The sequence below is a fragment of the Actinophytocola sediminis genome (genome assembly GCF_054779715.1).
On sequence record NZ_BAAGXS010000102.1, the window covers coordinates 1 to 20,501 of the forward strand.

22 protein-coding genes are annotated in these 20,501 nt (G+C 70.2%); 13 read left to right on the forward strand and 9 right to left on the reverse strand.

What is annotated here, in order from left to right:
- From ACYVIP_RS42850 to ACYVIP_RS42865, 4 genes are all read left to right on the forward strand, one after another.
- A partial coding sequence (locus ACYVIP_RS42850) for a DUF6297 family protein (RefSeq protein WP_460406859.1) occupies nucleotides 1-804 on the forward strand: 804 nt, incomplete at its 5' end.
- 209 nt (nucleotides 805-1,013) lie between these two features.
- Nucleotides 1,014-2,807 carry an aa3-type cytochrome oxidase subunit I gene (gene ctaD, locus ACYVIP_RS42855; protein WP_460406861.1) on the forward strand — a complete coding sequence of 598 codons (1,794 nt, stop codon included), beginning with the start codon at nucleotides 1,014-1,016 and terminating at the stop codon, nucleotides 2,805-2,807.
- A 16-nt stretch (nucleotides 2,808-2,823) separates the two neighbouring features.
- A complete protein-coding gene (gene serB, locus ACYVIP_RS42860; protein WP_460406862.1) occupies nucleotides 2,824-4,047 on the forward strand; it encodes a phosphoserine phosphatase SerB in 1,224 nt (407 codons plus the stop codon).
- Nucleotides 4,044-4,811: an aminoacyl-tRNA hydrolase gene (locus ACYVIP_RS42865; RefSeq protein ID WP_460406863.1), complete on the forward strand. Its 768-nt coding sequence runs from the start codon at nucleotides 4,044-4,046 to the stop codon at nucleotides 4,809-4,811. The genes serB and ACYVIP_RS42865 overlap by 4 nt, the downstream gene beginning before the upstream one ends.
- Here ACYVIP_RS42865 and ACYVIP_RS42870 read toward each other — a convergent pair.
- The 5 genes from ACYVIP_RS42870 to ACYVIP_RS42890 all read right to left on the reverse strand — a co-directional run bounded on the left by ACYVIP_RS42870 (nucleotide 4,808) and on the right by ACYVIP_RS42890 (nucleotide 7,839).
- A complete protein-coding gene (locus ACYVIP_RS42870; RefSeq protein WP_460406864.1) occupies nucleotides 4,808-5,005 on the reverse strand; it encodes a DUF397 domain-containing protein in 198 nt (65 codons plus the stop codon). The genes ACYVIP_RS42865 and ACYVIP_RS42870 overlap by 4 nt on opposite strands.
- Before the next feature lie 15 nt (nucleotides 5,006-5,020).
- Entirely contained in the window at nucleotides 5,021-5,866 is an 846-nt protein-coding gene (locus tag ACYVIP_RS42875) for a helix-turn-helix domain-containing protein (protein WP_460406865.1), read from the reverse strand.
- 83 nt (nucleotides 5,867-5,949) lie between these two features.
- A complete protein-coding gene (locus ACYVIP_RS42880) occupies nucleotides 5,950-6,675 on the reverse strand; it encodes a WXG100 family type VII secretion target (protein WP_460406866.1) in 726 nt (241 codons plus the stop codon).
- Nucleotides 6,672-6,998, reverse strand: coding sequence for a hypothetical protein (locus tag ACYVIP_RS42885; RefSeq protein ID WP_460406867.1), 327 nt, complete (start codon nucleotides 6,996-6,998; stop codon nucleotides 6,672-6,674). The genes ACYVIP_RS42880 and ACYVIP_RS42885 overlap by 4 nt, the downstream gene beginning before the upstream one ends.
- A 43-nt stretch (nucleotides 6,999-7,041) precedes the next feature.
- Complete coding sequence (locus ACYVIP_RS42890; RefSeq protein ID WP_460406868.1) at nucleotides 7,042-7,839, reverse strand: class I SAM-dependent methyltransferase; 798 nt, start codon at nucleotides 7,837-7,839, stop codon at nucleotides 7,042-7,044.
- Between the two features lie 109 nt (nucleotides 7,840-7,948).
- Between ACYVIP_RS42890 and ACYVIP_RS42895 the strand changes: the two genes are divergently transcribed.
- Nucleotides 7,949-10,948 (forward strand): AfsR/SARP family transcriptional regulator, encoded by a 3,000-nt coding sequence (locus tag ACYVIP_RS42895; RefSeq protein WP_460406869.1) that lies wholly within the window; start codon nucleotides 7,949-7,951, stop codon nucleotides 10,946-10,948.
- On the opposite strand, the gene ACYVIP_RS42900 is transcribed toward ACYVIP_RS42895, so the two are convergent.
- From ACYVIP_RS42900 to ACYVIP_RS42915, 4 genes are all read right to left on the reverse strand, one after another.
- On the reverse strand, nucleotides 10,945-11,265 hold the full coding sequence (locus tag ACYVIP_RS42900) for a hypothetical protein (protein WP_460406870.1): 321 nt from the start codon (nucleotides 11,263-11,265) through the stop codon (nucleotides 10,945-10,947). The two genes, ACYVIP_RS42895 and ACYVIP_RS42900, sit on opposite strands and share 4 nt — an antisense overlap.
- A 19-nt stretch (nucleotides 11,266-11,284) precedes the next feature.
- Nucleotides 11,285-13,318: an ATP-dependent DNA helicase gene (locus ACYVIP_RS42905; RefSeq protein WP_460406871.1), complete on the reverse strand. Its 2,034-nt coding sequence runs from the start codon at nucleotides 13,316-13,318 to the stop codon at nucleotides 11,285-11,287.
- Between the two features lie 73 nt (nucleotides 13,319-13,391).
- Nucleotides 13,392-13,967, reverse strand: coding sequence for an isochorismatase family protein (locus ACYVIP_RS42910; protein WP_460406913.1), 576 nt, complete (start codon nucleotides 13,965-13,967; stop codon nucleotides 13,392-13,394).
- Between the two features lie 11 nt (nucleotides 13,968-13,978).
- A complete protein-coding gene (locus ACYVIP_RS42915) occupies nucleotides 13,979-15,271 on the reverse strand; it encodes a nicotinate phosphoribosyltransferase (RefSeq protein WP_460406872.1) in 1,293 nt (430 codons plus the stop codon).
- A 46-nt stretch (nucleotides 15,272-15,317) separates the two neighbouring features.
- On the opposite strand from ACYVIP_RS42915, the gene clpS reads away from it, so the two are divergent.
- The 8 genes from clpS (at nucleotide 15,318) to murI (ending at nucleotide 20,491) form a co-directional block, all read left to right on the forward strand.
- Nucleotides 15,318-15,629: an ATP-dependent Clp protease adapter ClpS gene (clpS, locus tag ACYVIP_RS42920; protein ID WP_460406873.1), complete on the forward strand. Its 312-nt coding sequence runs from the start codon at nucleotides 15,318-15,320 to the stop codon at nucleotides 15,627-15,629.
- Nucleotides 15,626-16,207: a DUF2017 domain-containing protein gene (locus ACYVIP_RS42925; RefSeq protein WP_460406874.1), complete on the forward strand. Its 582-nt coding sequence runs from the start codon at nucleotides 15,626-15,628 to the stop codon at nucleotides 16,205-16,207. Before clpS ends, ACYVIP_RS42925 begins: the two co-directional genes overlap by 4 nt.
- On the forward strand, nucleotides 16,207-17,211 hold the full coding sequence (locus tag ACYVIP_RS42930) for a P1 family peptidase (protein ID WP_460406875.1): 1,005 nt from the start codon (nucleotides 16,207-16,209) through the stop codon (nucleotides 17,209-17,211). The genes ACYVIP_RS42925 and ACYVIP_RS42930 overlap by 1 nt, the downstream gene beginning before the upstream one ends.
- Nucleotides 17,212-17,325: 114 nt before the next feature.
- Nucleotides 17,326-17,751: a M67 family metallopeptidase gene (locus ACYVIP_RS42935; protein ID WP_460406876.1), complete on the forward strand. Its 426-nt coding sequence runs from the start codon at nucleotides 17,326-17,328 to the stop codon at nucleotides 17,749-17,751.
- A 62-nt stretch (nucleotides 17,752-17,813) separates the two neighbouring features.
- Entirely contained in the window at nucleotides 17,814-18,086 is a 273-nt protein-coding gene (locus ACYVIP_RS42940) for a MoaD/ThiS family protein (RefSeq protein WP_460406877.1), read from the forward strand.
- An 8-nt stretch (nucleotides 18,087-18,094) separates the two neighbouring features.
- Nucleotides 18,095-19,045: a PLP-dependent cysteine synthase family protein gene (locus tag ACYVIP_RS42945; protein WP_460406878.1), complete on the forward strand. Its 951-nt coding sequence runs from the start codon at nucleotides 18,095-18,097 to the stop codon at nucleotides 19,043-19,045.
- A gap of 61 nt (nucleotides 19,046-19,106) precedes the next feature.
- Nucleotides 19,107-19,745, forward strand: coding sequence for a rhomboid family intramembrane serine protease (locus ACYVIP_RS42950; protein ID WP_460406880.1), 639 nt, complete (start codon nucleotides 19,107-19,109; stop codon nucleotides 19,743-19,745).
- Nucleotides 19,673-20,491 carry a glutamate racemase gene (gene murI / locus ACYVIP_RS42955; RefSeq protein ID WP_460406881.1) on the forward strand — a complete coding sequence of 273 codons (819 nt, stop codon included), beginning with the start codon at nucleotides 19,673-19,675 and terminating at the stop codon, nucleotides 20,489-20,491. Before ACYVIP_RS42950 ends, murI begins: the two co-directional genes overlap by 73 nt.
- Nucleotides 20,492-20,501 lie beyond the last annotated feature (10 nt).

Here is a 20,501-nt window from a genome sequence, read left to right on the forward strand (position 1 = left end):
GTGGCACTGCGGCCGGGGCCGGCCGTGCTGCTCGAGGTCGGCGCGGTGGTCGTCGTGCCGGCGCTGGTGCTGCTCGCCCGCTCCGGGCCACCGTCGCGGCCGGAGATCGCGCACGCCGGCCGGGTCGACCTCGTCCATGGCTGGCGGGACCGGGTCCTGCGCGCGATCGGCGTGCACTTCCTCGACACCGCGATGTTGCTGCCCGCCGCACGTCCGGTGCGCGGCTGGTCGCTTCGCCGGCCGACCGGGCCTCGGCTGGCCGTGGTCGGCGTCGCCGCCCGTGCCCGCCACCTGCCGACCGCCTGCCTGCTCGCGCTGGCCGCGGTCGCGGCCAACCTGGCCCTGCCGGCACTCACCGACATGGTCATCGTCGCGTTGCTCGGCTATCTCGCCCTGGTCCCGCTGGCCGGCGGCCTCGGCGAGCTGTGGCGCTCACCCGGCCGCCGCCGCTGGCTCGGGCACACCGACACCGCCCTGCGGACCGCGCACCTGCTGGTGTTCACCGCGCTGGCCACCGCGTGGACGCTGCCGGTCATGGGCCTGGCCGGCCTGGACCTCGGCGTGCTGCTGACCGTGCCACTCATGGCGGCCTGCGCGGTACGCACGGTCACCGGCGACCCACCGACCTACGACAACCTGGCCGCGGTCGACACCCCGATGGGCGCGATGCCGCTGCGGCTCGTCGCGCGCACCCTGCGTGGCCCGGACCTCGGCGTGCTCGCCCTGCTGTTCGTCGTGACGTCCCCGCTGCCGGTCGGCCTCGCGGTCGTGGCCGCCGCGGTCGCCGTCGCGGCGCTGCGCTGAACGATCAGGTTGAACGATCAGGTTGAGCGATCAACTCGAGGACCGACCGAGTCCTGATGTGGCGGCCGTCACGGATCTTGGTGGTCAGCCGCCTTGACTCGATCCGTGCTGGCCGGACGTGCCAGCCCAGACGCGCTGGCCCACACCGACCGGGCTACGATCGGGCGCGAATCACGGCGATGCGTGATTCGCAGATCAGGGAGGCAGGAGTGACGGCAGTAGCCCCGAAGCCGATCGCCACGCGGCCGTACCCGGCGCGCCCGGCAGCCAAGGGTTCATACCTGCTGCAGCTGTTCCGGGAGACCGATCCGAAGAAGATCGGGATGATGTACCTGGTCACAGCGTTCGCCTTCTTCATGATCGGCGGCGCGATGGCCATGCTCATCCGCTCCGAGTTGGCGTTCCCGGGCAAGCAGTTCCTGTCCGAGGAGCAGTACAACCAGCTGTTCACCATGCACGGCACGATCATGCTGCTGCTGTACGCGACGCCGATCCTGTTCGGCTTCGCGAACTTCGTGCTGCCGCTGCAGATCGGCGCCCCGGACGTCGCCTTCCCCCGACTGAACGCCTTCTCCTACTGGCTGTTCCTGTTCGGCGGGATCATCGTCATCTCCGGCTTCCTGACCCCGGGAGGCGCCGCCGACTTCGGCTGGTTCGCCTACACCCCGCTGTCGGACAAGATCCATTCACCAGGGGTCGGCGGTGACCTGTGGATCGTCGGCCTGATCATGTCCGGTCTCGGCACGATTCTCGGTGGCGTCAACATGCTGACCACCGTGGTCTGCCTGCGCGCCCCCGGCATGACGATGTTCCGGATGCCGATCTTCACCTGGAACATCTTCATCACCTCGATCCTGATCCTGATCGCGTTCCCGATCCTGACCGCGGCGCTGTTCGGCCTGCTCGCCGACCGCCAGCTGGGCGCGCACGTGTTCGACCCGGCCAACGGCGGGGTGATCCTCTGGCAGCACCTGTTCTGGTTCTTCGGCCATCCAGAGGTCTATATCGTCGCGCTACCGTTCTTCGGCATCGTGTCCGAGATCTTCCCGGTGTTCAGCCGCAAGCCGCTGTTCGGCTACCGCGGCCTGATCTACGCCACGCTGGGGATCGCGGCGCTGTCGGTCGCGGTGTGGGCCCACCACATGTACGCCACCGGCGCGGTGCTGTTGCCGTTCTTCGCGTTCATGACCTTCCTCATCGCCGTGCCGACCGGGGTGAAGTTCTTCAACTGGATCGGCACCATGTGGAAGGGGTCGCTGACCTTCGAGACGCCGATGCTGTTCTCGGTCGGCTTCCTGGTCACGTTCCTCTTCGGCGGCCTGACCGGCATCCTGCTGGCCGCGCCCGCCATCGACTTCCACGTGTCGGACACCTACTTCGTGGTCGCGCACTTCCACTACGTGCTCTACGGCACGATCGCGTTCGCCACGTTCGCCGGCATCTACTTCTGGTTCCCGAAGATCACCGGGCGCTATCTGGACGAGAAGCTCGGCAAGCTGCACTTCTGGACCACGTTCATCGGCTTCCACGGCACGTTCCTGGTGCAGCACTGGCTCGGCAACGAGGGCTTCCCCCGCCGCTACGCCGACTACCTCGCCAGCGACGGCTTCACCACGCTGAACACGATCTCCACCATCGGCGCGTACATTCTCGGCGCGTCCACGCTGCCGTTCATCTGGAACGTGTTCAAGAGCTACCGCTACGGCGAGACCACCACCGCGGACGACCCGTGGGGCTACGGCAACTCGCTGGAGTGGGCGACGAGCACGCCGCCGCCCCGGCACAACTTCACCGAACTGCCCCGGATCCGCTCCGAGCGGCCGGCGTTCGACCTGCACTATCCACACATGGTCGAGCAGGCACACCAGGAGAAGTACGTCGGGCTGTTCAGCTCCAAGCACGGCGTGGCGGTCGCCGACGCGCCACCAGCGCCGTCGGAGATGCTCGCGGAGAAGATGAACCCGGACGACATCTCCAAGGGCGATCCAAAGAACCCGAATTGACCGTGGTAGTCCAGCCGTGACCCAGCCGAGTACGCCGGTTCTGATCACGGTCACCGGACCGGACAAGCCCGGCGTCTCGTCGGTGCTCTTCGCGGTGCTGACCAGGCACGGCGTGGAGATCCTCGACGTCGAGCAGGTCACGATCCGTGGTCAGCTGGTACTCGGTGTGTTGGTCGGTGCCCCGGTGGACCCGGAGGGTCTGCAGGAGACCGTCGAGCAGGCCATGGCGACGGTCGCGATGACGGTGAACGTCGAGGTGGGCGCCGATCCGTCGTCGTCGGCGCGGGTCGGCTCCAGCCATGTGCTGATCGTGTTAGGGCGCCCGGTCACCGCCCGCGCGTTCGCCGAGGTGGCCCGCAGGCTCGCGGCGCTGGACACGAACATCGACACCATCCGCCGGGTCGCCGACTACCCGGTCACCGGTCTTGAGCTGCGGGTGTCGGTGGCCCAGGACAACCAGGCGGCCGACGCCGCGTTGCGCTCGGCGCTGGCCGAGGTCTCGGTGCGGGTCGGCCTGGACATCGCGGTCGAGCGCGAGGGGTTGACCAGACGGGCCAAGCGGCTGGTGGTGTTCGACGTCGACTCGACGCTCATCCAGGGCGAGGTCATCGAGATGCTCGCCGAGCGGGCCGGGTGCGGGGCCGAAGTCGCGGAGATCACCGAGGCGGCGATGCGCGGTGAGCTGGACTTCGCCCAGTCGTTGACCCGCCGGGTGGCGTGCCTGGCCGGCCTGCCGGAGTCGGTACTGGATGAGGTCGCGGACTCGATCGAGCTGATGCCCGGCGCCCGCACCACGATCCGCACGCTCAAACGGCTCGGTTTCCGGTGCGGGGTGGTGTCCGGCGGCTTCGCCAGAATCATCGACCGCCTGGCCGAGGACCTCGGCCTGGACTTCAGCGTGGCCAACGATTTAGAGATCGTCGACGGCAAGCTGACCGGGCGGGTGCGCGGTGAGATCGTCGACCGGGCGGGCAAGGCGGCCGCCCTGCGGCGGTTCGCGGAGAAGTTCGAGGTGCCGCTGGCCCAGTGCGTCGCGGTCGGCGACGGGGCGAACGACATCGACATGTTGTCAACTGCAGGATTAGGCGTGGCGTTCAACGCCAAGCCGGCGTTACGCGAGGTGGCCGACACCGCGCTGTCGCACCCGTATCTTGACGTGGTGCTTTTCGTGTTGGGCGTCACTCGAGCGGAGGTCGAAGCCGCCGACGCCGCCGACGGTATGGAACCGTTGCGCCCGTGAGTATTTTGAACCCCCTGGCCGCGCGCTACGCGGACTGGCTGCGGCTACCCGCGGCCGCGACCTCCGACGTGTCGGCAGAAGACCCGGCGCAGGTCCGGGCCGAGCCGCTGATCATGCGGATCGAGCGGGCGGAGCCACCGTCCAGGACGGCGTTGCTCGAGGCGGCGGCCGCGGCCTCGCTGGCGGTGTGTCTCGACCCGCGCGCCACCGACCAGGACGGCGAGTGGCACGCGGCGGTGGCCGAGTGGGTGGTGGCGCATATTCGCAAGGTCGCGCGCCGGGCGCGGGGGGCGCACTGGGCGGCGGTGCAGGAGCTTCCCGGCGTGACCGTGACTGTCGATGGCGCGTCGGTGCGGGCGCTGGTCCCGGGCCGGGTGGTCGACACGCCAAAGGAAGTGTCCCGGCTGCAGATTGCCGGTAGCGACCTGCCGGCCGACGAGCCGGGCGCGCCGGCGGCCGGAGTGCCGGTCTTGTGGCTGAACCCGTCGATCGAGATGACGGCGGGGAAGGCGGCCGCGCAGGTGGGCCACGCGGCGATGTTGTTGGCGGCGTTGTGGTCGGCAGATGGCACGGACCTGACGGACTGGGCGGCGACGGACTACCGGTGCGCGGTGCGGACCGGATCGGCGGACGACTGGGCGAAGCTGCACCCCGGCGACGACCCGGCGCAGGCGTGGCGTTCGCGGGGTGTGGTGGCGGTGCGGGACGCGGGGTTCACCGAGGTCGCTCCCGGAACGGTGACGGTGTTGGCGCAGCGTCCCTAGGTCGCGTTGAGCAGGGCTTTCCAGGCGGTGGCCGGGACCACGAGCGTCGGTCCGGCGGTGTTCTTGGAGTCCCGCAACGCGGTCGCCGGCCCGGAAAAGGCCACCTCAACGCAGTTGTCGTTGCCGCCGCCGGTACCGCCGCTGAAGCTGCTCTTGCGCCACTCCGCGCGGGTGAAGACCACAGTGGACACCACGGTTATCGCCTCTTCTCAGCTCGACCACAGCTCGTCGGCCACTTGCTCGATCAGCTGCACCGACTCATCAGGGGCCAGCGCGAGTGACCTCAGGTGGGCAAGCGTCAGTCTAGCTGGCTCAACGTACTCAGATCTGTCCTGCCGTTCACTGCCGATGGCATGGAGGGCATGAACCATGCTGGGTTGGCCAGGGGTGGGGAAGTCCAGGATGCTGAACCCGCCATAGGTGGCCTCGAAGGAGAAGGTCGCGGCAGGCAGAACTCGCAGGGTGATGGTTGGCAGTTCGTTGACCAGCGCCAGATGGCGCAGTTGTGCGCGCATCACGCCATTCCCTCCGATGGGGTTTCGCAAGGTGAACTCGTGTATCACCGCGTCCAGGGTCAGCGGGTGCTCCTCGTCGGTCAGCCGTTCCTGCCGGGTCAGCCGAACGTCGAGCTGATTCTCGATCCAGTCGCCTCGGCGTACTTCTCGTCCGGAGGTGAACAGCGCGCGTGCGTAGTCGGCGGTCTGGAGCAAGCCGGGTACCAGGGTGAGTTCGTAGGTGCTGATTCGGCTGGCGCCGGTCTCCAGGGCCACGAAGTCCTTGTCCGAGATGCCGTACTTCTTCCACCAGCCGGGCGCCTTGGCCTGGCGGATCATGTCGAGCACGTCGTCCATGCGCTCGTCATAGACGTCCATCATCGAGCGCACCAGGTGCACGGTCGCCGCGCTGACTCCGTTCTCGACGCGGCTCAGCGCGCTTCGGGTCAGGTCCAGGCGTGCCGCCGCTGTTGTCAGAGTCAGCTCGGAGTGTGCCCGCGCGAGGCGCAGCCGCCGGCCGATCTCCTGGCGTAGCACCACCGGACTGATATGTGTGGCCACGTTTCTCTCTTCCGCGAGATCCCTCGCGGAAGAGAGTGCGCGCACGAGTCCCATGACTGGGATCTCACCACTCCTTCGGGCTGTCAGCTACCCGGCGCGGGCTTGACCTCCCAGCCATCCTCGTTGCCGGCCAGTTTGAGAGAGTCGTCGTTGTCCGGCAGCGGCCGGATGTCGATCTTGGCCAGGTCCCGCACGTACCGGCCCATCGTCCTGCCTGCCTTTTCGATCAGGTCCATCGTGTCTTTCGACATTTCCAGGAGACTGTCACAGATCAACTTCGGATTCCCTGTGCCGCCGATGTTGACCGCGCAGGTGGTGATGTGGGAGACAACACTCGACCAGGTGTCGAAAACGAGGGTGATCGCGTTTTCGAGCGTCCTCGCGATCTCGATCATCTTGCCGGTCGTGTCCGTCAATGTCTCGTTGAGCGCGTCGATGTGGGTCTGGAACGCGTCGAAAGCCGGACCCGTCCAGTAGCCGTCCACCGCACCCATCAGGTCCCGCAGATCTTCCCTGATATCCATCGGGACATTGGACACCTCGGCCCATTCGAGCGCGAGATCACGCACCTTGGTGTAGTCGCCGAGGATAGATTTCACGTACTCGAAGAAAGCCTCCATGGCCGCGGACCAGGAATCATCCTGCCGCGCGCCGGTGAGCGGTAGTGACTTGATGGCGGTGGTGACGGTCACGGCGTCGCCCAGCGTGTCGAGATAACTCGCCTGCTGGCGAATGCTGTCCGCATCGGACTCCGGGAACGGCTCCGGCTGTTTTCTCGGGACTTCGGCCGAGGCCATCGGCCGGCTCATGTCTTCCTGTTGATGTAGCCGAACTCTTCGTACCATTCGGCTGACCGCATCTCGTAGTTCGTGGCGACGTCGTTGATCGTCGTCGCCGTGGCATCGAGGACGCCGGTGACCTCGTCGAGCCGGTCCACGATCACCTCATTGGCTTCGTTGTAGCCGGTCACGTATTCGGCCGCGTTGGCGAGCACGCCGAGGTCGTCGGCACCCAGCTTCATCTCGTCGACCTTGGCGATCATGGTTTTCCACCTCCGCGCGGCAGTGCTCAGCTCGAAGGTCATTTCGCGGAGTGCGCCTGGCACGATCGGATACCCGGTGCCATCTGGCATGGTCGATCTCCCGTCTTCCCGACCGCTGCCGGGTGCGTCCGGCTCAGGCGGGTTTCTGTCCCCGGGTGCAGACGAACTGGTAGAACCAGGCGCGGAACCGCGGGTCGAGCATCAGGTCGCGGTATCTGGCCAGTTCGTCGGCGGTGAGCCCGGCTCGCAGCAGCGTGGCCTCGGTCTGCATGACGAGGTTGCGGTGGAGCAGGCAGCCCGCGGTGCCGCCCGCCGTGGTCTGGGAGCGCTCTACGCCGTGGAGGTTGGTCAGGCCGGCGGCCGCCAGGTGCCGGTCGACCTCGTGCGCCCATTCGGTGGAGATGCCCCCGCCGCGGGCCACGGTGTTGTGCGCGATGTCCTGTACCCGGTCGAACAGCTGCTCGTCGGCCTCGCTGGGGGCGGACAGCACCCGCCGCTGGCGGTCGCTGACGTCGCCGATCACCAGCCAGCCACCCGGCGCGAGCGCGTCGACCAGGGTCTGGAGGATGTCCACCCGGCGCGGCAGGTGCATGAGCAGGAGGCGGGCGTGGATGAGCTGGAACGGCCCGTCGACCGGTAGGCCGTTGTTGATGTCGTGCCGGTGGACCTCGACCCCCGGCCGCTCTTCGAGGTGGTCGGTGTCCAGGTCGACGGAGACGACCGTGCCGGACGGACCGGTTCGTTCGGCGAGCCACCAGGTGATCGACCCCCCGCCGGCACCCAGGTCAAGACAGCGCCAGCCGGGTTCGACCCCGACCTCGTCCAGACAGGCGACGGTGGCGGGGTCCAGCATCTGCTCCAGGTAGTTCATGTGTATGTGGCCCAGCTCGGAGCCGGTGTCCAACAGGTACCGCGGTGTGGTGTCGGTCATGTGTGCCCCCTGCCAGTTGGTAGTGGACACCTTGCGTTGTCGCGCTTTCTCGGCGATTACATCGGGACTCACCTAGGCTGGTTCGGTGGATCTCTTGGGACGGTGACGGGTGCGGTTCGAGGTGCTTGGCCCGCTGCGGATGCGACGTGGCGGTGAGGTGGTCCCGGTCGCCGGGACGTTGCGGCGGAGCCTGCTGGCGGTGCTGCTGGCGCGGGCGAACGAACCGGTGTCCGTGGACGTCCTGCTCGACGCGCTCTGGGGTGGGCAGGCGGGCGAGGGCAGTGTGCAGCGGCTCCGAGTCCACATGCACCGGTTGCGCGCGGTGCTCGACGACCCCGAACGGGTGTCCTTCGGTCCGGACGGCTACTGCCTGCGCGCCGGGCCAGGTGAACTCGACGCCCACGAGTTCGACGCACTCCTCGACGAGGCGAGTGAGTTCGCCACGACCGACCCGCCGCGCTGCGTCGAGCTGGTCCGTCAGGCGTTGGACCTGTGGCGCGGCACGCCGTACCAGGGCGTGGATGTCCCCGACCTGATCGGCGAGAGCCAACGGCTGTCCGAGCGCAGGCTGGTGGCGGTGGAGGATCTGCACACCGCGGAGCTTCGCCTCGGCAGGTTCGGCGAGGTCACCGGTGAGCTGACCGAGCTCGTGCACCGGCACCCGCTGCGGGAACGGCTGCACGGCCTGTTGATGACCGCGCTGTACCAGGGCGGCCGGCAGGCGGACGCCATGGCGGCCTACCGCCGTGCCCGGACCATCCTGGCCGACGAGCTGGGTCTCGACCCGGGGCCGGAGCTGCGGGCGCTGGAAAGCCAGATCCTCCGGGGCGAACCGATCCAGCTGACCGCACCGACGGCTCCCGGTCTGGTGCCGGCCCAGATTCCGCGGGACGCCACCGGCTTCGTCGGCCGTGAAGGTGAGCTGTCCCAGCTCGACACGCTGCTGGCCGAAGGCAGCGGAAAGGCGCCGATCGCGGCGGTCGTCGGCACGGCCGGCGTGGGGAAGACCGCCATGACGGTGCGGTGGGCACACCGGGTCAAGGACTGCTTCCCCGATGGCCAGCTGTATGTCGACCTGCGTGGGTACGGCCCCGACCACCCGATGTCCCCGGAGGACGCGCTCGCCGCGTTCCTGCGCGCGCTGGGGGTGACCGGCGCCAACATCCCCCAGGACCCGACCGAACGCGCGGCCCGGTTCCGCAGTGTGGTCGACCGGAAGAGACTGCTGATCCTGCTGGACAACGCGCGCTCGGCCGTGCAGGTGCGGCCGCTGCTGCCCGGCTCGGCCGGCTGCCTCGTGGTGGTCACCAGCCGGGACTCCCTCGGCGGGCTCGTCGCCCGCGACGGCGCCCGCCGCGTGCGCCTTGGCCGGATGCCCGTCGGCGAGGCCCACCGCCTGCTCACCGAACTGCTCGGCGACCCCGGTGACTCCGAAGCCACCGCCCGGCTGATCGAACACTGTGCCCGGCTGCCGCTGGCCCTGCGCATCGCCGCCGAACGGATCCGCGACCACCCCCACCATCTGGCCGCCCTCGTCACCGAACTCGCCGACGAACAGGCCCGACTCGACCTGCTCGACAGCGGTGACGACCCGGACGCTTCGGTGCGTGCCGTGTTCTACTCCTCCTACCGCAACCTCGCCGCCGGCACGGCTCGCCTGTTCCGGCTGTTCGGCGTCCATCCCGGACACGACATCGACATCCACAGCCTCGCCGCGCTCGCCGGTGACGGCGACCCGAGGACGACCCGACGCCACCTCGAGACGTTGACCAGGGCGCACCTCGTCGACGAGACCGCCGACCGGCGCTACGTCCTGCACGACCTGCTCGCGACCTACGCCGCCGAGCTCACCGAGACCACCGACACCCCGGCGACGCGCACCGCCGCACTCACCCGGCTGCTCGACTACTACGTGCACACCGCGGCGCGGGCCGTGCGGTTCGTCCTGCCGAGCGAGGTGGAGCCGGCGGACGCGGCCGGCTTCCTGGCCACCGGGCCGGACCTGTCCACTTACGACACCGCGATCCGGTGGCTCAACGCGGAACGCGCCAACCTGGTCCGCGCCGCCGAGTCGGCGACCAGGGACCTGCCCGAGTACACGACCAAGCTGTGCCGGGTGCTCTCGGGCTACCTCGACATCGACGTGTGCGTCGACGACGTCCGGCGACTGCAGACCACGGCACTCGGCATCGCGCGCGAGCGCGGCGATCTGGTCACCCAGGGGATCGCGCTGCGGTCCTTCGGCCTGATGCACATGTTCGCGCACCAGTTCGACCAGGCGGCGCGCTACTTCGAGGAATCACTTGCCCTGCACGAGGAAGCCGGCACCCGGGTCTACCAGGCGACCACCCTGAGCCACCTCGGCGCCCTGTGCGGCTTCGCCGGCCGGGTGCCGGACGCGATGCGGCATCTGCGCCGGTCGGCCGACCTGTTCCAGGAGCTCGGGCACCAGCTGATGGCCCAATGGCCGCTGACCAACCTGGGGCTGCTGCACGTGCGACAGGCCCAGCCGGACAGCGCGCTGCGCTACCTGCGCCAGGCGTTCGCCATCACCAACGAACACGACTACCCGCCTGGACAGTTCCTGACCTCCTACGCCCTCGCCGGCGCCTACCGGGACACCGGCCGGTACGCCGACGCGCTCGTCTACGCCCACCAGGCGCTGAACATCGCCCGCAGCTCACGGTTCTCCATGCACGAGGTGACCACGCTGTACCGCCTCGGCACGATCTACCTCCGCCTTGGCAACCACCGGACGGCAACCCAACACCACAGCGAGGCACTGGCGTACGCGAGGAACTTCGCCGAGACCCAACTCGCCGCCATGGCGCTGAACGGGCTGGCCGAGACCGCCGCGGCCGCGGGCGCACCGGCCGCCGTCACCCGCCGCCACCACCTCGACGCGCTCGCCGCCGCCACCGACCTCGGCGCCCAGTACGAACAGGCCAGAGCCCACGCCGGCCTCGGCGACCTCCACCACCGACAGGACGAACCCGGTGAGGCCATCGCACACTGGCAACAGGCCCTCACCACCTACCGCGACCTGCGGGTACCGAAGACCGCGGAGCTACAGGAGAAGATCGCGAACGCCAGAAAGCGGATGAGCTAGGACTTTCGTTGCCACACCACGAACAGGCCGTCCTCCTGCGTGGTCATCGACTCGACGAACGCGTCGTTGTCGAAGCCGGGCATGGACTGCAGGCGGCTCATCAGGTCGTCGGCCGACGGGTCGCCCGCCGGCACGGCACACCCGCCGCCGCCCGCGCGGACCAGCAGGAAGAACACGTCTTCCTTCCACGGGCCCTCCGGCGTGGTCCGGATCGCCACCTCGGCGAGGTCGGCCCAGGTCACCGACTCCTCGCTGCCGTCGGCCAGTAACCGGCGGACTCCGTCGTCGTCGACGGTGATTCCGGAATGAGTTGACACGGGTGTTTCTCCTGTTCGATCAGTTCGCGGCGGCGAGCCTGCGCAGAGCCGCCCGAACGATCTCCGGGTCGGATGTGGTCCAGTAGTCGGGCAGCGATGCGCGCAGGAACCCGCCGTAGCGCGCGGTCGCCAACCGGGGATCGAGGATCGCCACCACGCCCCGGTCGTGGCTGGATCGCAGCAGCCGGCCGGTGCCCTGGGCGAGCAGCAGCGCGGCATGGGTGGCGGCCACGGAGAGGAAACCGTTGCCACCACGGGCTTCCACCGCCCGCTGACGGGCCGAGGCGAGCGGGTCGTCCGGGCGGGGGAACGGGATCCGGTCCACCACGACCAACGACAGTGACGGCCCCGGCACGTCGACGCCCTGCCACAACGACAGCGTGCCGAACAGGCAGCTGGCCTCGTCCTCGGCGAACTTGCGCACCAGCAACGCGGTCGAGTCGTCGCCCTGGCACAGGATCGGCACCTCGGCGCGCGGCCGCAGCGCCTCGGTGGCCTGCTTGGCCGCGCGCATCGAGGAGAACAGCCCGAGCGTGCGCCCACCCGCGGCGCTCATCAGCTCGGCCAGCTCGTCCACATAGGACGGCTGGAGACCGTCGCGCCCCGGCGGCGGCAGATGCTTGGCCAGGTAAAGGATCCCGGCCTTGGCGTGGTCGAACGGTGAGCCGACGTCCATCGCGGTCCACTTCGGACCGTCCGGCGCCTTGTCGGTGGCGCTGCCTTCGGCCTTGGTGCTCGGGCCCTGCTGGTCCTGGGGCAGCCCCCAGGAGCGGGCCATCGAGTCGAACGTGCCGCCCAGGGTCAGCGTGGCCGAGGTGAGCACGGTCGTGTGCATGCCGAACAGCCGCTCGCGCAGCAGCCCGGACACCGCGAGCGGGGCCACCTTCAGCGCGGGCGGGCGCGGCGGGCCGAGACCACCGTCGCCGGTGCGCCACACCACGTCACGCTTGTGGGCGTCGTCCTGGTCGTAGGCGCGCAGCAGCCGCACCGCGGTGTCGTGCACCTCGTCGAGCTGGGACTGGGCCAGCTTGCGCGCGGTCGCCACGTCGACGTCGGCCGGCCGCTCCGGCCCGAGGTTGGCCAGACACGCGTAGGCCGAGTCGCGCACCACCGCCAACGAGACGGCCAGCGCCTGGGGCAGCTCGTCCAGCCGGCCGACCGGCAGGTCCTCGAGGATGAGCGCGAACCCGTCGGCCGCCTCGAGCAGCCGGTCGGCGATCTCCTGGTCGACCACCCGCCCGGACCGGCGCGCGGCCGCGCTGACCGCCGCCGAGGTCAGCTCGCCGGTGGCCACCGAGGTCACCCGGTCGACCAGGTCGTGCGCCTCGTCGACGATGACCAGGTCGTGCTCGGGCAGCACCTGGAAGCCCTGGAGCGCGTCGATGGCCAGCAGCGCGTGGTTGGTGATGATGAGGTCGGCGCGGCCGGCCTCGGCGCGGGCCTTCTCGGCGAAGCAGTCGGTGCCGATCGGACAGCGGGACACCCCGAGGCACTCCCTGGCGGTCACCGACACCTGCCGCCAGGCGTGCTCGCTGACCCCGGGGACCAGCTCGTCGCGGTCGCCGGTCTCGGTGTCGGACACCCACTCGCGCACCCGGGTGATCTCCCGGCCGAGCGCGGAGACCTGGAACGGGTCGAACAGGGTGTCGTCCTCCGGCTCGTCCTGCATGCCGCTGTCGAGCTTGTTCAGGCACAGGTAGTTACGCCTGCCCTTGAGGATGGCGAACGTCGGCTTGCGGCCAAGCGGCTTGGCCAGCGCCTTCTCCAACCGGGGCAGGTCCCGGTCGATGAGCTGGCGCTGCAGGGCGATCGTGGCCGTCGACACGACCACCGTCGCCTCGCGCTCGACCGCGTGTCGCAGCGCCGGGACCAGGTAGGCCAGCGACTTGCCGGTGCCGGTGCCGGCCTGCACGGCGAGATGATCACCCGTGCGGATGGCCCTGGCGACCGCCTCGGCCATCTCGACCTGCCCCGGCCGTTCCGTGCCGCCGACCGCGCCCACCGCGGTGGCGAGCAGCTCGGCGAGGCCAGGTAGTTCGGTGGTGGACGGCACAGCCGAACGGTACCTCTGACCCCCGTCAGTCCCGCGAAGGCATCCGCGCCGGGACCCGGGTGGGTTACCCGGCTCAGTCCGCGTCGACCGCCGGGGTGCCGGTCAGCACGACGGCGTTGGCGGTCAGCTCGCGCAGCGCCCTGGCCACGGTGTCGGCTGCCACGCCCGCGGTCAGGTCGAGCAGCACGGTGGTGGTGAACCCCGCTCGCACGGCGTCCAGCGCGGTCGCCCGCACGCAGTGGTCGGTGGCCACGCCCACGATGTCCACAGCGGACACGTCGTTGGCTCGCAGCCAGTCGGCCAGCGGGGTGCCGTCGGAGTCCGCGCCCTCGAAACCGGAGTAGGCGGCCTCGTAGGCGCCCTTGGAGAACACCGCCTCCACTGTGGACACGTCCAGCTCCGGGTGGAACGACGCGCCCGCGGTGCCGGCCCGGCAGTGCGGCGGCCACGAGTCCACGAAATCCGGCTGGTCGCTGAAGTGCGCGCCGGGATCGATGTGGTAGTCCCGGGTGGCGACCACGTGGTCGTAGTTCGCCGAGCGGACCAGCTCGGTGATGCCGACGGCCGCCGCGGCCCCGCCGGCGACCGCGAGTGAACCGCCCTCACAGAAGTCGTTCTGCACGTCGACGATGATCAGTGCCTTGCCCACGGTGTCTCCGTTCACTGGTAGACGGTCGGGATCGCCGGTTCCCCGGTGGAGAGCTTGAGGCCCTCCCACGGCAGGCTGACCAGCCCGTCCCGCACCCGTCTGCGGCTCTCGTCCAGGGTCGGCGGCCGGCCGACGGGCCGGCCGGCGCGCAGCATCGGCACCACGAGCTCCCGGTCGTGCTCGCCGACCGCCGGCATGCCGTCCGCGATCACGTACACGACCTCCTCCAGCGCCGTCCCGGTCGGCTTGTGCCGGCGCAGTGCCGCCTTGTGGCCGGCCCGTGACTCCTTGTGCGAACTGCGCTTGGCCACCGGTCGGCCGTCCACCTCCACCAGTTTGTAGACCATGCCGGCCGTCGGCGACCCCGAACCGGTGACCAGGGACGTGCCCACCCCGTAGGCGTCCACCGGCTCGGCCCGCAGCGCCGCGATCGCGTACTCGTCGAGGTCGCCGGACACCACGATCCGGGTGCCGCGCGCACCGAGCGCGTCCAGCTGCGCGCGGGCCTGCCTGGCCAGCACGCCGACGTCGCCGGAGTCGATCCGGATCGCGCCCAGCTCGGGGCCGGCCACCGAGATCGCGGTCTCGATGCCGGCGGTGATGTCGTAGGTGTCCACCAGCAGCGTGGTCTCCTTGCCGAACCGGGCGACCTGCGCGGCGAACGCGTCCCGCTCGGAGTCGTGCAGCAGGGTGAACGCGTGCGCGCACGTGCCGGAGGTCGGGATGCCATAGGCGCGCCCGGCCTCCAGGTTGGAGGTGGTCGAGAAGCCGGCGAGGTAGGCCGCGCGGGCCGCGCCGACGGCCGCCCGCTCGTGGGTGCGCCGGCCGCCCATCTCGATGATCGGCCGCCCGTTGGCCGCGCTCACCATCCGCGCGCCCGCGGACACGATGGCGCTGTCGTGGTTGAGGATCGACAGCACCAGCGTCTCCAGCAGCACCGCCTCGGCGAACGTGCCGCGCACGGTGAACAGCGGGGAGCCGGGGAAGTACAGCTCGCCCTCCGGGTAGCCGTCGACGTCGCCGGTGAACCGGTAGTCGGCCAGCCAGTCGAGGGTCGCGGGGTCGACCACCTCGCGGTCGGCGAGCTCCCGTAGCTCGTCGTCACCGAAGGTGAACCGACTGATCGCCTCGACGACCCTGGCCGTGCCGCCGACGATCCCGTAGCGCCGGCCTGCGGGCAGCCTGCGGGCGAAGGTCTCGAAGACACAGCGTCGGTCGGCGGTGCCCGCGGCCAGCGCGGCGGCCACCATCGTCAGTTCGTAGTGGTCGGTGAGCAGGGCCGTGCTCATACCGGATCCGGTCATGAACGGTCAGCCTAGACATGCCACCATGGAGGGTATGTCGGTCGGGATGGCTGTGCGTACATCACTGCCTGTCGAACAGGAACAGACACAGGTCGAACCGGTCGGGTCGGAGACCGCGGCCGAGGACAAGCCGTGGCAGACCATCGTGTGGAACGACCCGGTCAACCTCATGTCCTATGTGACCTACGTGTTCCAGAAGCTGTTCGGGTACTCCAGAGAGCAGGCCACCAAGCTGATGCTCGACGTGCACCACAAGGGCAGGGCGCTCGTGTCGTCCGGCTCGAAGGAAAAAGTGGAGGGCGACGTGGCGAAGCTGCACGCGGCCGGGCTGTGGGCGACCATGCAGCACGAGTCGTGATCCCCTGGGAGCGGGTGGGGGACACCGTCACCTCCAGGATCGACCGGCGCGAGTCGACCGTGCTGCGTGGCCTGGTGACCCAGATCGACAGCATGTTGCGCGGCCGGCTGGCGGACACGCCCCAGGACGAGCTGTCCGAGCTGACCGGCATCCGCACCGGCGCCACCACCGCGCCCGAGGACCCGATCCTGTCCCGGCTGCTGCCCGACTTCCACCGGATGGACGGTGGCGAGCGCGACGGCGCCGAGCCGTCGAAGGAGGAACGGGACTCGGCGGCGGCGCTGCGCTCGCTGCACGAGCCGGAGCTGCTGGACCTCAAGACCGGCGTGGCCGGGGTCGTGCTGGACACCTGCCCGCCCGACGGTGGGCTGATCAAGCTCTCGCTGGAGCAGGCCGACGCGTGGCTGTCCGCGGTGAACGACGTCCGGCTGGCGCTGGGGACCACGCTCGGGGTCACCGAGGACATGCCCGAGGAGCTGCCGGAGGACGACCCGCGCAGCCCGCATCTGGGCGTCTACCAGTGGCTGACCTGGCTGCAGGAACACCTGGTGCTCGCGCTGTCCGACACGGATGACTGATGCACAACGCGATCACCGACGTCGTCGGCGTCGAGGTCGGACACCATCAGCGCATCGGTGACGGCTGGGCCACCGGCACGACCGTCGTGTTGCTGCCGCCGGGCAGTGCCGGGGCGGTCGACGGCCGGGGCGGCGCGCCGGGCACCAGGGAGACCGACCTGCTGGTGCCGGAGAACCTGGTGCAACAGATCGACGCGGTGTGTCTGTCGGGTGGCTCGGCCTACGGGCTGGCGGCCGCCGACGGGGTGATGCGCTGGCTGGGCGAGCGCGGCCGGGGCATGCGGGTCGGCGAGCACGAGCACGAGGTGGTGCCGATCGTGCCGGGGGCGGTGATCTTCGACCTGCCCCGGTCGGACTGGGGCAACCGGCCGACCGCCGAGTTCGGCTATCTGGCCTGTTCGGCGGCCGCGTCCGGGCCGGTCGCGCAGGGTTGTGTCGGTGCCGGCACCGGCGCGCGGGTCGGCTCGCTCAAGGGCGGGGTCGGCACGGCGAGCGTCGAGGTGGACGGGTTCACCGTCGGCGCGCTGGCGGTGGTGAACGCCGCCGGCGAGGCGGTGGACGTGGCCACCGGGCGGCCGTGGGCCGCCGACCACGAGGTCGCCGGCGAGTTCGCGGTCAGCTGGCCGGACCGTGCCGGCGACTTCCCAGTGGTCGGGCGCGCGGACCTGAACACGACCGTCGGCGTGGTCGCGGTGGACGCCGAGCTGACCAAGACCGAGTGCCGACGGATCGCGGTCGCCGCCCAGGACGGCCTGGCCAGGGCGATCCGCCCGGCACACTCGATGTTCGACGGCGACACCGTGTTCGCCGCGGCGACCGGCACCCGCCCGCTGGTGGCCGTGGACGCGCCGTTCGGCCAGCTCGCCCGCGCCGCCGGCCTGGACCGCCTGTGCGCGGCGGCGGCCGAGGTGTTCGCCCGAGCCGTGGTGCACGGCGTGCTGTCGGCGACCTCCCTGGCCGCCCTGCCCGCCTACCGAGACGCCTGGCCTCCGCCAACGCCCTGAATGCCTCATTCAGGGCATTGAGCGTCCCGAATGAGGCATTCGGGGCATTCCCCTCCACGTCCCCGACTATCTCAGCCAATGGGAGCCTGGCGTCCAGGACCTAAGATTGGTGCCGTGCTTCGGATACGCGAGGACCTGGTGGCGGCGATGGTCGCGCACGCGCGCCGTGACCACCCGGACGAGGCCTGCGGCATCCTCGCCGGGCCGGAGAGCTCCGACGAGCCCCAGCGCATCGTCGAGATGACCAACGCGGCCCGCTCGCCCACGTACTACCAGTTCGATTCCACTGAGTGGAACGCGGTGTACCGGGAGCTGAGCGGCAAGGACGAGGAGCCGGTGGTGATCTACCACTCACACACCGCCACCGAGCCCTACCCCTCGCGCACCGACATCGCCCGCGCCGGCGAGTACGCGCAGCTCCTCGCGCCCCCGCACTACATCCTCATCGGCACCCGCGACCCCGACCAGCACGAGCTGCGGTCCTACCGCATCCTCGACGGCGAGGTCACCGAGGAGCCGGTGGAGATCGTGCCCACCTGAAATACCGGCGGGCCGGAAAACGTCTTCCAGGTAGTAGTCCCAGCAGCGGAGGTAAGCAGCACATGGCCGTCACCGTCTCCATCCCGACGATCCTGCGCACCCACACCGGCGGCGAGAAGCAGGTGTCGGTGAGCGGCAGCACCCTGGCCGAGGTGATCGACAACCTCGACACCAACCACGGCGGCCTCAAGGCCCGCCTGGTCAAGGAGGGCGCGCTGCACCGGTTCGTCAACGTGTACGTCAACGACGAGGACGTGCGGTTCGCCGGCGGACTGGACGCCGCGATCGCCGACGGTGACAACGTGACGATCCTGCCGGCCGTCGCCGGCGGCTGACCTCAGCCATGGCGCGGTACGACTCGCTGCTGGACGCCCTGGGCAACACCCCGCTCGTCGGCCTGCCCCGGCTCTCGCCGTCGGCCGACGTGCGGCTGTGGGCCAAGCTGGAGGACCGCAACCCGACCGGCTCGGTCAAGGACCGGGTGGCGCTGCGGATGATCGAGGCCGCCGAACAGGACGGCACGCTGCGCGCCGGCGCGACCATCCTCGAGCCGACCTCGGGCAACACCGGCATCTCACTGGCCATGGCCGCCAAGCTCAAGGGCTACGGCCTGGTGTGCGTGATGCCGGAGAACACCTCCGAGGAACGCCGGATGCTGCTCAAGGCCTACGGCGCGCGCATCGTCAACTCGCCGGCCGCCGGCGGGTCGAATGAGGCCGTGCGGCGGGCCAAGGAGCTGGCCAAGCAGAACCCGGACTGGGTCATGCTCTACCAGTACGGCAACCCGAACAACGCGGGCGCGCACTACCACGGCACCGGCCCGGAGATCCTGGCCGACCTGCCGACCATCACCCACTTCGTGGCGGGCCTCGGCACCACCGGCACGCTCGTCGGCGCCGGCCGCTACCTGCGCGAACACAAGCCGGACGTGCAGATCGTGGCCGCCGAGCCCCGCTACGGGGAGCTGGTCTACGGCCTGCGCAACCTCGACGAGGGCTTCGTCCCCGAGCTCTACGACCCCGAGGTGCTGACCGGCCGCTACTCCGTCGGCTCCTACGACGCCCTGCGGCGCACCCGCCAGCTGCTGGAGACCGAGGGCATCTTCGCCGGCATCTCCACCGGCGCCATCCTGCACGCCGCCCTCACCGTCGCCGACAAGGCCGTCACCGCCAACACCCCGGCCGATGTGGTCTTCCTGGTCGCCGACGCCGGCTGGAAGTACCTGTCCACCGGCGCCTACGCCGGTTCCCTCGACGAAGCGGCCGAACGCCTCGACGGCCACCTCTGGGCCTGACCCCGCGATCTCCGGGTAAACCCTGAGCCGTGGCCGTGCCGGCACACGTAGCCTCGAAGGTGTGAACACGCTGCCGGTCAAGCCCAAGTCCGCTAACCCGGTCCTGCCGCCGAACCTCCCCCAGGCCGCGATCGTCGTCGGGGCGTTCACCGTCCTGCTCTACCTCATCGAGACCATCGACGCGCTGCTCCCCGCCGACCTCGACACCTTCGGCATCCAGCCGCGCACCGTCGGCGGCCTGGACGGGATCCTGTTCGCCCCGCTGCTGCACCACGGCTGGTCGCACCTGTTCGCCAACACGGTGCCGATCCTGGTGTTCGGCTTCCTGGTCATGGCCGGCGGCCTCGGCCAGTGGATCGTGGTCACGGCCACGATCTGGCTCACCAGCGGCGTCGGCGTCTGGCTCACCGGCGGGGAGGGCATCACCGTCGGCGCGTCCGGCATCGCCTTCGGCTGGCTCGCCTTCCTGCTGGTCCGCGGCCTGTTCACGCGCAGTGTCGGCCAGCTCGCGGTCGCCGTCGTGCTGTTCCTGTACTGGGGGAGCACGCTGCTCGGCGTGCTGCCGGGCAACCCGGGCATCTCCTGGCAGGGTCACCTCTTCGGCGCGTTGGGTGGCATCCTGACGGCATGGCTGGTCTCGGTAGCGAACAGGAAGAAGGCGCCCCCATCGGTGTCTTCGACTCCGGCGTCGGCGGCCTGACGGTCGCCCGCGCGATCGCCTACCAGCTACCGGCCGAACGCCTGCGCTACGTCGGCGACACCGCCAACGGCCCCTACGGCCCGCTGCCGATCGCCGAGGTCCGCCGGCACGCCCTGGCCATCGCCGACGAACTCGTCGCCGACGGGGTGAAGCTGCTCGTGCTCGCCTGCAACACCGCCTCCGCCGCCTGCCTGCGCGACGCCCGCGAGCGCTACGACATCCCCGTGGTCGAGGTCGTCGTGCCGGCCGTGCGGCGCGCGGTCGCCAGTACCCGCAGCGGCCGGGTCGGCGTGATCGGCACCGCCGGCACCATCCGCTCCCGCGCCTACGAGGACGCCTTCGCCGCCGCCCCGCACATCCAGCTCACCAGCGTCGCCTGCCCGCGGTTCGTGGACTTCGTGGAGCGCGGCATCACCTCCGGCCGCCAGATCCTCGGCCTCGCCCAGGCCTACCTCGAGCCGTTGCAGCAGGCCGACGTCGACACGGTCGTGCTCGGCTGCACCCACTACCCCCTGCTGACCGGGGTGCTACAGATCGTCATGGGCAACGACGTCACGCTGGTGTCCAGCGCGGAGGAGACCGCCAAGGACGTCGTGCGCGTGCTGACCGAACGGGACCTGTTGGCCGACAACGCCGAGCCGCGCCACGAGCTGGTCGCCACCGGGCCGGCCGAGCCGTTCGCCCGGCTCGCCAGGAGATTCCTCGGCCCGGAGCTCGGTGCGTTTGCCCCGGTCAGCGCCGGCTGACTCCCGGGAT

Excerpts from the sequence above, each read along its gene's own strand:
- ACYVIP_RS42890 (WP_460406868.1), bottom strand. The coding sequence starts at position 7,839 with ATGACCGACACCACACCGCGGTACCTGTTGGACACCGGCTCCGAGCTG.
- murI (WP_460406881.1), top strand. The coding sequence starts at position 19,673 with ATGGCTGGTCTCGGTAGCGAACAGGAAGAAGGCGCCCCCATCGGTGTC.
- ACYVIP_RS42940 (WP_460406877.1), top strand. The coding sequence starts at position 17,814 with ATGGCCGTCACCGTCTCCATCCCGACGATCCTGCGCACCCACACCGGC.
- clpS (WP_460406873.1), top strand. The coding sequence starts at position 15,318 with ATGGCTGTGCGTACATCACTGCCTGTCGAACAGGAACAGACACAGGTC.
- ACYVIP_RS42885 (WP_460406867.1), bottom strand. The coding sequence starts at position 6,998 with ATGCCAGATGGCACCGGGTATCCGATCGTGCCAGGCGCACTCCGCGAA.
- ACYVIP_RS42930 (WP_460406875.1), top strand. The coding sequence starts at position 16,207 with ATGCACAACGCGATCACCGACGTCGTCGGCGTCGAGGTCGGACACCAT.
- ACYVIP_RS42880 (WP_460406866.1), bottom strand. The coding sequence starts at position 6,675 with ATGAGCCGGCCGATGGCCTCGGCCGAAGTCCCGAGAAAACAGCCGGAG.
- ACYVIP_RS42915 (WP_460406872.1), bottom strand. The coding sequence starts at position 15,271 with ATGACCGGATCCGGTATGAGCACGGCCCTGCTCACCGACCACTACGAA.
- ACYVIP_RS42945 (WP_460406878.1), top strand. The coding sequence starts at position 18,095 with ATGGCGCGGTACGACTCGCTGCTGGACGCCCTGGGCAACACCCCGCTC.